The sequence below is a fragment of the Paenibacillus sp. FSL H8-0537 genome (genome assembly GCF_038051995.1).
Taxonomy (GTDB): domain Bacteria; phylum Bacillota; class Bacilli; order Paenibacillales; family Paenibacillaceae; genus Pristimantibacillus.
The window spans coordinates 6,307,422-6,316,154 of sequence record NZ_CP150290.1 but is presented as its reverse complement, the minus strand read 5'-3'; the positions used below and the strand labels follow the sequence as shown (position 1 = coordinate 6,316,154).

Annotated in this window: 16 protein-coding genes; all 16 read left to right on the top strand. The window is 45.3% G+C overall.

Going from position 1 to position 8,733, the window contains the following annotated elements; all coding sequences use genetic code 11:
* The first annotated feature begins 28 nt into the window (after nucleotides 1-28).
* The 16 genes from MHB80_RS26785 to rplE all read left to right on the top strand — a co-directional run bounded on the left by MHB80_RS26785 (nucleotide 29) and on the right by rplE (nucleotide 8,713).
* Nucleotides 29-925, top strand: a complete 897-nt coding sequence (locus MHB80_RS26785; protein WP_341283087.1) for an ABC transporter permease — start codon at nucleotides 29-31, stop codon at nucleotides 923-925.
* Nucleotides 925-1,719 (top strand): ATP-binding cassette domain-containing protein, encoded by a 795-nt coding sequence (locus MHB80_RS26780; protein ID WP_341279785.1) that lies wholly within the window; start codon nucleotides 925-927, stop codon nucleotides 1,717-1,719. The genes MHB80_RS26785 and MHB80_RS26780 overlap by 1 nt, the downstream gene beginning before the upstream one ends.
* Before the next feature lie 484 nt (nucleotides 1,720-2,203).
* Nucleotides 2,204-2,512: a 30S ribosomal protein S10 gene (gene rpsJ, locus MHB80_RS26775; RefSeq protein ID WP_046234225.1), complete on the top strand. Its 309-nt coding sequence runs from the start codon at nucleotides 2,204-2,206 to the stop codon at nucleotides 2,510-2,512.
* 46 nt (nucleotides 2,513-2,558) lie between these two features.
* A complete protein-coding gene (gene rplC, locus MHB80_RS26770; RefSeq protein ID WP_341279784.1) occupies nucleotides 2,559-3,182 on the top strand; it encodes a 50S ribosomal protein L3 in 624 nt (207 codons plus the stop codon).
* A gap of 27 nt (nucleotides 3,183-3,209) precedes the next feature.
* The gene (gene rplD, locus MHB80_RS26765) at nucleotides 3,210-3,833 is read left to right on the top strand and encodes a 50S ribosomal protein L4 (RefSeq protein ID WP_341279783.1); all 624 of its coding nucleotides are present in this window, start codon (nucleotides 3,210-3,212) and stop codon (nucleotides 3,831-3,833) included.
* Nucleotides 3,833-4,126: a 50S ribosomal protein L23 gene (rplW, locus tag MHB80_RS26760; RefSeq protein ID WP_046234228.1), complete on the top strand. Its 294-nt coding sequence runs from the start codon at nucleotides 3,833-3,835 to the stop codon at nucleotides 4,124-4,126. The genes rplD and rplW overlap by 1 nt, the downstream gene beginning before the upstream one ends.
* Before the next feature lie 17 nt (nucleotides 4,127-4,143).
* A complete protein-coding gene (rplB, locus tag MHB80_RS26755; RefSeq protein ID WP_341279782.1) occupies nucleotides 4,144-4,974 on the top strand; it encodes a 50S ribosomal protein L2 in 831 nt (276 codons plus the stop codon).
* A 64-nt stretch (nucleotides 4,975-5,038) separates the two neighbouring features.
* A complete protein-coding gene (gene rpsS / locus MHB80_RS26750) occupies nucleotides 5,039-5,317 on the top strand; it encodes a 30S ribosomal protein S19 (RefSeq protein WP_338553285.1) in 279 nt (92 codons plus the stop codon).
* A 42-nt stretch (nucleotides 5,318-5,359) separates the two neighbouring features.
* Nucleotides 5,360-5,695 carry a 50S ribosomal protein L22 gene (gene rplV / locus MHB80_RS26745; RefSeq protein ID WP_046234231.1) on the top strand — a complete coding sequence of 112 codons (336 nt, stop codon included), beginning with the start codon at nucleotides 5,360-5,362 and terminating at the stop codon, nucleotides 5,693-5,695.
* 13 nt (nucleotides 5,696-5,708) lie between these two features.
* Nucleotides 5,709-6,371, top strand: a complete 663-nt coding sequence (gene rpsC / locus MHB80_RS26740) for a 30S ribosomal protein S3 (protein WP_046234232.1) — start codon at nucleotides 5,709-5,711, stop codon at nucleotides 6,369-6,371.
* 2 nt (nucleotides 6,372-6,373) lie between these two features.
* A complete protein-coding gene (gene rplP / locus MHB80_RS26735; RefSeq protein WP_046234233.1) occupies nucleotides 6,374-6,808 on the top strand; it encodes a 50S ribosomal protein L16 in 435 nt (144 codons plus the stop codon).
* On the top strand, nucleotides 6,798-6,998 hold the full coding sequence (gene rpmC, locus MHB80_RS26730) for a 50S ribosomal protein L29 (RefSeq protein WP_046234234.1): 201 nt from the start codon (nucleotides 6,798-6,800) through the stop codon (nucleotides 6,996-6,998). Before rplP ends, rpmC begins: the two co-directional genes overlap by 11 nt.
* A 54-nt stretch (nucleotides 6,999-7,052) precedes the next feature.
* Nucleotides 7,053-7,316 carry a 30S ribosomal protein S17 gene (gene rpsQ / locus MHB80_RS26725; RefSeq protein ID WP_341279781.1) on the top strand — a complete coding sequence of 88 codons (264 nt, stop codon included), beginning with the start codon at nucleotides 7,053-7,055 and terminating at the stop codon, nucleotides 7,314-7,316.
* 44 nt (nucleotides 7,317-7,360) lie between these two features.
* Nucleotides 7,361-7,729, top strand: a complete 369-nt coding sequence (rplN, locus tag MHB80_RS26720) for a 50S ribosomal protein L14 (RefSeq protein ID WP_046234236.1) — start codon at nucleotides 7,361-7,363, stop codon at nucleotides 7,727-7,729.
* A 58-nt stretch (nucleotides 7,730-7,787) separates the two neighbouring features.
* Nucleotides 7,788-8,141 (top strand): 50S ribosomal protein L24, encoded by a 354-nt coding sequence (rplX, locus tag MHB80_RS26715; RefSeq protein ID WP_074905002.1) that lies wholly within the window; start codon nucleotides 7,788-7,790, stop codon nucleotides 8,139-8,141.
* 29 nt (nucleotides 8,142-8,170) lie between these two features.
* A complete protein-coding gene (gene rplE, locus MHB80_RS26710; RefSeq protein ID WP_341279780.1) occupies nucleotides 8,171-8,713 on the top strand; it encodes a 50S ribosomal protein L5 in 543 nt (180 codons plus the stop codon).
* The last annotated feature ends 20 nt before the right edge of the window (nucleotides 8,714-8,733 follow it).

Sequence of the window (8,733 nt, the reverse complement as noted above, 5' to 3'; positions counted from 1 at the left end):
TTCCCAATTGCTTAGTTTATTGAAATCGATGCCTGGTGCAATTGAGCTTGGTTTAATTTATGCTTTGATGGCGCTTGGCGTCTACATTACGTATCGTATATTAGATTTTCCGGATTTGACTGTAGAAGGCAGCTTCACTACGGGTGGCGGCATTGCTATGATTTTGATTACGAATGGTGCATCACCCTGGGTAGCTACTATTGCTGCTTTTGCTGGCGGTGCAGTGGCGGGAGCCATTACCGGGCTTTTGCATACAAAAGGTAAAATAAATGGCCTGCTATCCGGCATTATTATGATGATAGCCCTTTATTCCATTAATCTGCGGATTATGGGCAAGCCTAATGTGTCCGTATATGGCATGGATACGATTTTTACGACTAGCAACGTACTTGTTATTGTCGTTATCGTTGTTATTGTGACCAAGCTGCTCCTCGATTTGTTTCTGCATACCGATTTAGGGCTAAGCCTGCGCGCAACAGGAGATAATGAGCGGATGATTCGAAGCTTTGGCTCCAACACGGAAACTACTAAAATCATCGGTATATCCCTCTCCAACGCGCTCGTTGCTTTATCAGGAGGTTTATTCGCACAGCAGTCCACTGCTGCTGATATTTCCATGGGGATCGGCGTTATCGTCGTCGGTTTGGCTTCCGTTATTATTGGTGAGGCTATTTTTGGAGCTCGTAAAGTTTTTTGGGCTACGCTGGCTGTCGTTCTTGGTTCCATTGTGTATCGAATCATTATTACGATTGCCTACCGGGTAGAGTGGCTCAAAGCTTCTGACTTAAAGCTGATTACTGCGGTAATCGTTATTGTTGCCCTTGTTGTTCCAACCATTCAGAAATCGTTTAAGCAGAAAAAAATGGCCCGCAAACGCTCGGCGGAGCTGCTTACTGATCCTGTACAACGTGGAGGTGGGCAGTAATGCTGAACATTTCAAAGGTGTCCAAGCTTTTTAATCCAGGAACGGTTGATGAAAAGACAGCTTTAATTAACATTAATCTTCATCTGAAGCCGGGCGATTTTGTTACGGTCATTGGAAGTAATGGAGCAGGCAAGTCTACTTTGATGAATATTATATCGGGTGTCATGCGCCCAGATGCCGGCGATGTTGAAATTGCTGGGGATAAAATGACACTGCTTCCCGAGTATAAACGCAGCAAATGGATCGGCAGAGTATTTCAAGATCCAATGGCGGGCACAGCGCCGCGCATGACGATTGAGGAAAATCTGGCTATGGCTTATAAAAGAGGCAAGCCTCGTGGACTAATGCTAGGTGTGACGCCGGCCAAGCGCGCTTTTTTCAAGGAGCAGCTTTCAAGGCTCGGCATTGGGCTTGAGAACCGCTTGGGCGCAAAGGTTGGCCTTCTATCAGGTGGAGAGCGGCAAGCGCTTAGCCTCTTGATGGCGACCTTTACAAAGCCTCAAATATTGCTGCTTGATGAGCACACGGCCGCGCTTGATCCTGCTCGCGCAGAGCTGATTACAGCGCTCACGGATTCGCTTGTACACGAAATGAAGCTGACGACGCTGATGGTGACGCATAATATGGAGCAGGCAATCCGTCTTGGCAACCGGCTTATTATGATGGACAAGGGTCGAATCATTCTTGATGTAAACGAGCAGCGCAAGAAGGATCTGACTGTAGCGCAACTGCTCAACGAATTCGAGCAAATTAGCGGCAAGAAACTGGCCGACGATCGGATTGTGCTAGGTTAACAACAGGAATAGGGTGGATGTTTGATCGGAGCAATACGTGATTAATAAAGCATAGAAGATCGCTTTTCTGTCGGGTCATAGGTGAAAGCTTGCCCATGTACGAACAGAGGTGCGATCTTCTGCTGTTTTAGCGGTTTGCTGCCGTCAGATGAAGGTATTCGGATGCGTTTCTTCTATTATATATAGAAGGTACTGTATTCTTTTTGTTTATGGGGCTGGCAAAATGTCGAAGCTAATAGCATCAGAGGCTCTATATTCCTTCATAAAAGGATGAAAGACCGCTAATTTAATTGAAATTAGCATGAAAGCAAAGTTCTGCTTGCATTTGCCTATTCATTTCGTTATAATAATGTCTGTTGGTCTGTGACGTTGCGATGATGTGAGAGGTTGCCGACACACCCGGCCCCTTTGCCATGGGGCATGTGCCGGGTTTTCTCATGGAGTATGTCCGATAATAAATTGGGCGATAGAAGGAGGGACTTATATGGCAAAGCAAAAGATTCGTATTCGCTTGAAAGCGTACGATCACAGGATTCTTGATCAATCCGCAGAGAAAATTGTGGAAACTGCAAAACGTTCCGGAGCGAGTGTTTCCGGGCCGATTCCGCTTCCAACGGAAAAGCAAATCATCACCATTCTCCGTGCGGTGCACAAGTACAAGGATTCCAGGGAGCAATTCGAAATGCGTACACATAAACGCTTGATCGACATTGTTAACCCTACGCCGCAAACGGTTGATGCGTTGATGCGCCTGGATTTACCATCCGGTGTAGATATCGAAATCAAACTGTAAAAGCAACACCAGTATATGTGATATAGAAGGGAAATGAGGTGTCAACATGAAAGGTATCTTAGGTAAAAAACTTGGAATGACTCAAGTGTTTACTGCTGAAGGTAACGTAATTCCGGTTACGGTTATCGAAGCTGGACCATGTGTCGTTTTGCAGAAGAAAGACCAGGAAACTGATGGTTACGAAGCTGTTCAACTCGGCTATGCCGACAAGAAAGAAAGCAGAACTATTAAGCCGGAAATTGGCCACGCTAAAAAAGCGGGAGCTACTCCTAAGCGCTACGTTCGTGAAATTCGCGGCATTCAATTGGGTGACTACGAAGTAGGTCAAGTGGTTAAAGCTGACCTGTTCGCAGAAGGCGAATTCGTTGACGTAACAGGTATTTCTAAAGGTAAAGGCTTTGCCGGCGTTATTAAACGTTGGGGACAAAGCACGGGTCCTATGTCTCACGGTTCCCGTTACCACCGTGGTCCAGGTTCCATGGGTTCGATTCAAGCGAACCGCGTACCGAAAGGCAAACGCCTTCCAGGTCACATGGGTACTGAAGCTATCACGATCCAAAAGCTTGAAGTTATCCGCGTAGACGCTGAGCGTAACGTGTTGCTAGTTAAAGGTTCTATTCCAGGTCCTAAAAACGGTTTTGTGAAAGTTAAACTTACCGTTAAGAAATAAATTCTTAGAAGAAAGGAGGAACAATAAATGCCTAAAGTAACATTATACAATGTGAGCGGTTCGCAAGTAGGCGAAGTTGAATTGGCAGATAGCGTATTCGGTATCGAGCCTAACAAACACGTTCTACACAGCGCTGTTACGCTTCAGCAAGCTGCTGAGCGTGCAGGAACTCACAAAACTAAAGGACGCTCTGAAGTACGTGGTGGCGGTCGTAAGCCTTGGAAACAAAAAGGAACTGGCCGTGCTCGTCAAGGTAGCATTCGCTCCCCGCAATGGGTTGGCGGCGGTACAGTATTTGGACCGACTCCACGCTCTTACGGATTCAAGCTTCCTAAGAAAGTTCGTCGTTTGGCAATCAAATCGGCTCTATCTTCGAAGGTGATCGCTAACGAAATTATCGTTCTTGATCAATTGTCGTTCTCGGCTCCTAAGACGAAAGAATTCGTAGCGATTCTGAACAATCTGAAAGTGGCTCGTAAAGCGCTTGTTGTTTTGCCTAGCTATGATGACAATGTAGCATTGTCTGCTCGTAACATCCCAGGTGTGAAATTCGTTGCAGCTGACGGCATTAATGTTCTGGATGTACTTGTATATGACAAGCTCATCATCACTAAAGATGCTGTTGAGAAAGTACAGGAGGTGTTTGCGTAATGAAAAACCCTCGCGATATTATTAAACGTCCTGTTATTACAGAACGTACTAGCGAATACATGGTTTCCAAACGTTACGTGTTCGAAGTTGATCTTCGCTCTAACAAAACGGAAATCAAAAACGCTATTGAGCAAATTTTCAAAGTTAAGGTTACTAGCGTTAACACAATGCGTGTGGCTGGTAAGCCTAAACGCTATGGTAAATATAGCGGTTATAGATCCGAATGGAAAAAAGCAATCGTTCAACTGAGCGATGATAGCAAAGAACTTGAGTTCTTTGAAACGTCTGTTTAGAAAAGGAGGAAATTCAAGTGCCAATTAAAAAGTATAAACCGACCTCTCCTGCACGTCGTGGTATGTCGGTCTCGACTTTCGAAGAGATCACAACAGACACACCGGAGAAATCGTTGCTAGCACCACTTTTCAAAAAAGCTGGTCGTAACAACCAAGGTAAAATTACGGTTCGTCATCAAGGCGGCGGACACAAACGTAAATATCGGATTATCGACTTCAAGCGTCTTAAGGATGGAATTGCTGGTAAAGTGGCAACGATCGAATACGATCCGAACCGTACTTCCAACATTGCTCTGATCCACTACGCTGATGGTGAGAAAGCCTACATTATCGCTCCAAAAGGTCTTAAAGTTGGAGATCAAGTAATGTCCGGTCCTACTGCTGATATTAAAGTAGGTAACACTCTTCCACTTGGTAACATTCCTGTTGGTTCGGTTATCCACAACATTGAATTGCAACCAGGTAAAGGCGGACAATTGGTTCGTGCTGCTGGTACTGAAGCTCAGCTTCTTGGTAAAGAAGAAGTTTACGTTTCGATCCGTCTTTCTTCCGGTGAAGTTCGTCGTATTCTGAGAACTTGCCGTGCAACAATCGGTTCTGTTGGTAACGAAGATCACGAACTCGTGAAAATCGGTAAAGCCGGCCGTTCCCGTTGGATGAACAGACGTCCAGAAGTCCGCGGCGTAGTAATGAACCCTAACGATCACCCACACGGTGGTGGTGAAGGTCGCGCTCCTATCGGTCGTAAATCGCCAATGTCTCCTTGGGGCAAACCAACACTTGGTTTCAAAACTCGCAAGAAGAAAAAAGCTTCAAGCCAATATATTATTCGTCGTCGTACGAAGTAATAACTGCTTAAATGAAGCTGCGTGACATAAAGTCACGTTATGTTCCGCGAAGGGAGGACTCCACATGGGTCGCAGTTTGAAAAAAGGACCGTTTGTTGACGGCTACCTGCTCAAAAAAGTCGAGGATTTGAATGAATCAAACAAAAAAGTCGTGATCAAAACTTGGTCCCGCCGCTCGACAATTTTCCCGCAATTTATTGGCCACACTTTCGGCGTTTATGACGGCCGCAAGCACGTACCAGTATGGGTAACGGAAGATATGGTTGGACACAAGCTCGGTGAGTTTGCACCAACTCGTACGTACAAAGGTCATGATGACGATAAGAAAACGGGCAGAAGATAATTTTGCCTATAAGATCTTTATGGATTGAAAGGAGGTTCACACATGTCTGAAGCTAAAGCGCATTTGAGATTCGTACGTATTGCTCCTCGTAAAGCTCAACTCGTTGCGGATTTGATTCGCGGCAAGAAAGTTGGCGAAGCAATCGCGATTCTGCGTCACACGCCTAAATCTGCTTCCCCGATTTTGGAGAAGCTGCTGAACTCTGCTATTGCTAACGCTGAGCATAACTATCAATTGGACGTTAACAAGCTGGTTATTTCCCAGGCTTTCGTTAACCAAGGTCCAACTATGAAACGTTTCCGCCCACGTGCAATGGGACGTGCAAGCAAAATCAACAAAAGAACCAGCCACATCACTTTGGTGGTATCTGAGAAATAAGGAGGGATAACGTGTGGGTCAAAAGGTAAATCCGGTCGGTCTTCGTGTTGGGATTATCCGTGATTGGGAATCCAAATGGTACGCAGGCAAAGACTTCGGCGATCTTCTGATTGAAGACGTAAAAATTCGTGAATACCTAAAGAACAAACTTAAGGATGCGGCAGTATCCCATATCGAAATCGAGCGCGCGGCTAACCGTGTTAACGTGACGATTCAAACTGCTAAGCCGGGTATGGTTATCGGTAAAGGCGGTTCCGAAGTGGAGAACCTGCGCACGGAGCTTGGTAAAATCACTAAAGGCAAAAAAGTTCACATCAATATTTCTGAAATTAAACAAGCAGATATGGATGCTATTCTTGTAGCAGAAAGTATCGCACAACAGCTGGAGCGTCGTGTTTCTTTCCGTCGTGCTTTGAAACAAGCGATCCAACGTTCGATGCGTGCTGGCGCTAAAGGGATCAAAACCGCTGTTAGCGGACGTCTCGGTGGTGCTGAAATTGCTCGTTCAGAAGGCTATAGCGAAGGTACAGTTCCACTTCATACCCTTCGTGCTGATATCGATTATGGTACAGCTGAAGCGCATACGACTTATGGTCGTATCGGTGTAAAAGTTTGGATCTACCGTGGCGAAGTCCTTCCGGTTAAGAAGAAAGCTCCCCAGGAAGGAGGCAACTAATCATGTTGGTACCTAAACGTGTCAAACACCGCAAGCAACAACGCGGACATATGAAAGGTCGCGCTAAAGGCGGTACTGAAGTTTCTTTCGGAGAATACGGTCTTCAAGCGCTTGAGCCGTCATGGATTACGAACCGTCAAATCGAATCGGCTCGTATTGCTATGACTCGTTACATCAAACGTGGTGGTAAAGTATGGATCAAGATTTTCCCTGCTAAGCCAATCACTCAAAAGCCTCTCGAGGTTCGTATGGGTAGCGGTAAAGGTAACGTTGAGAAATGGGTTGCTGTCGTTAAGCCAGGCAAAATTATGTTTGAGCTTGCTGGAGTGCCTGAAGAGGTTGCTCGCGAAGCAATGCGTCTTGCGTCACACAAACTGCCTGTTAAAACGAAGTTCGTGAAACGCGAAGAAGTAGGTGGTGAAGCAAATGAAGGCTAGTGAATTTCGTAACCTAACCTCTGCTGAGATCGAACAAAAGGTAAATGGTTTTAAAGAGGAGCTATTTAACCTTCGTTTCCAATTGGCTACTGGCCAACTGGACAATCCGACACGGATTCGTGACGTACGGAGAGAAATTGCTCGTGCTAAAACCATCTTGCGTGAAAGAGAACTCGGAATCAGCAGCTAAATAGTAGTCCTTAACTAAGGAAAAATTGCCAAGGTTTAAGGAAGGAGGAAGAACATGAGCGAACGTAATGCCCGCAAAGTGTTAGTCGGTAAAGTGGTGAGTGACAAAATGGATAAAACAGTTGTTGTTGCTATTGAAACATATAAAAAACACAGCCTGTACCATAAACGTATCAAATCCACGAAAAAGTTCAAAGCCCATGATGAGAACAACACTGCTAAAATCGGTGATGTTGTAAAAATTATGGAAACTCGTCCGCTTTCGAAAGACAAACGCTTCAGACTCGTGGAGATTGTTGAAGTAGCGATTGTCCTTTAAGTTTGAAAATGTAATCTAGTTTTGTCCGAAAGGAGGACGTTGACATGATTCAACCATTTTCCCGTTTGCGTGTCGCTGACAACTCAGGAGCTAAAGAACTGATGTGTATCCGTGTACTTGGTGGAACTGGTCGTCGCGTAGCGGCTATCGGCGATTTAATCGTTTGTTCCGTTAAACAAGCAACACCAGGCGGCGTTGTCAAAAAAGGTGATGTTGTTAAAGCAGTTATCGTTCGTACAAAGCGTACGGTTCGTCGTAAAGACGGTTCCTACATCGCATTTGACGAAAATGCAGCTGTAATCGTTAAGGAAGACAAGAGCCCACGTGGTACTCGTATTTTTGGACCAGTTGCTCGTGAGCTGCGCGATAAAGATTTCATGAAAATCGTATCGCTTGCACCAGAAGTTATCTAATAAAAGTCCCCAAGGGATTGCAATAGCTTGATCATCAAGCATGCAGGAGGTGTAACTCATGCCAAGATTGAAAAAAATTCTTGAATCGCATAACAATAAATTGCACGTTAAAAAAGATGATACGGTCATCGTCATTTCCGGTAAGGATAAAGGCAAAAAAGGCCGTGTAATCGCTGCATATCCGCGTGAAAACCGCGTACTTGTAGAAGGCGTCAATATGGTTAAAAAGCATACTCGTCCATCGCAGGCTAACCCGCAGGGCGGTATCATCGAGCAAGAAGCGCCGATCCACGTATCGAACGTGATGCACATTGATCCGAAGAGCGGTAAAGTAACTCGCATTGGATATAAAGTGCTTGATAACGGCAAAAAAGTTCGGATCGCAAAACGTTCCGGCGAAGTAATCGACTAACGTTACTGTAGGAAGGAGGACCATGAATCATGGCTGCAAGAATGAAGGATCGTTTTCTTAACGAGATCACTCCTGCTCTGATGCAGAAGTTTAACTATACAACAGTTATGCAAGTGCCTAAAATCGAGAAAGTCGTCATCAATATGGGTGTCGGCGAAGCTGTTGCTAACTCGAAAGTACTTGATGTTGCTGTTGATGAGCTTCGTCAAATCACCGGTCAAAAACCGGTTGTAACTCGCGCGAAGAAGTCCATTGCCGGCTTCAAACTTCGTGAGAACATGCCAATCGGGGTTAAAGTAACACTGCGCGGCGAGCGTATGTATTACTTCCTGGATAAGCTGTTCAACATCTCCCTCCCACGTGTTCGTGACTTCCGCGGCGTATCTTCAAAAGCATTTGACGGTCGCGGTAACTACACACTGGGTTTGAAAGAGCAATTGATCTTCCCGGAGATTGAATACGATAAAGTTGATAAAGTTCGTGGTATGGATATCGTCATCGTGACGACGGCAAAAACGGACGAAGAATCTCGCGAATTGCTCACCCAATTGGGTATGCCGTTTGCGAAGTAATCCACTTTTAGGAGGTGTAA

What these genes read in the sequence shown, in the direction of transcription:
- MHB80_RS26785 (WP_341283087.1), top strand. Translation starts at nt 29, where the DNA reads ATGCCTGGTGCAATTGAGCTTGGTTTAATTTATGCTTTGATGGCGCTT.
- MHB80_RS26780 (WP_341279785.1), top strand. Translation starts at nt 925, where the DNA reads ATGCTGAACATTTCAAAGGTGTCCAAGCTTTTTAATCCAGGAACGGTT.
- rpsJ (WP_046234225.1), top strand. Translation starts at nt 2,204, where the DNA reads ATGGCAAAGCAAAAGATTCGTATTCGCTTGAAAGCGTACGATCACAGG.
- rplC (WP_341279784.1), top strand. Translation starts at nt 2,559, where the DNA reads ATGAAAGGTATCTTAGGTAAAAAACTTGGAATGACTCAAGTGTTTACT.
- rplD (WP_341279783.1), top strand. Translation starts at nt 3,210, where the DNA reads ATGCCTAAAGTAACATTATACAATGTGAGCGGTTCGCAAGTAGGCGAA.
- rplW (WP_046234228.1), top strand. Translation starts at nt 3,833, where the DNA reads ATGAAAAACCCTCGCGATATTATTAAACGTCCTGTTATTACAGAACGT.
- rpsS (WP_338553285.1), top strand. Translation starts at nt 5,039, where the DNA reads ATGGGTCGCAGTTTGAAAAAAGGACCGTTTGTTGACGGCTACCTGCTC.
- rplV (WP_046234231.1), top strand. Translation starts at nt 5,360, where the DNA reads ATGTCTGAAGCTAAAGCGCATTTGAGATTCGTACGTATTGCTCCTCGT.
- rplP (WP_046234233.1), top strand. Translation starts at nt 6,374, where the DNA reads ATGTTGGTACCTAAACGTGTCAAACACCGCAAGCAACAACGCGGACAT.
- rpmC (WP_046234234.1), top strand. Translation starts at nt 6,798, where the DNA reads ATGAAGGCTAGTGAATTTCGTAACCTAACCTCTGCTGAGATCGAACAA.
- rpsQ (WP_341279781.1), top strand. Translation starts at nt 7,053, where the DNA reads ATGAGCGAACGTAATGCCCGCAAAGTGTTAGTCGGTAAAGTGGTGAGT.
- rplN (WP_046234236.1), top strand. Translation starts at nt 7,361, where the DNA reads ATGATTCAACCATTTTCCCGTTTGCGTGTCGCTGACAACTCAGGAGCT.
- rplX (WP_074905002.1), top strand. Translation starts at nt 7,788, where the DNA reads ATGCCAAGATTGAAAAAAATTCTTGAATCGCATAACAATAAATTGCAC.
- rplE (WP_341279780.1), top strand. Translation starts at nt 8,171, where the DNA reads ATGGCTGCAAGAATGAAGGATCGTTTTCTTAACGAGATCACTCCTGCT.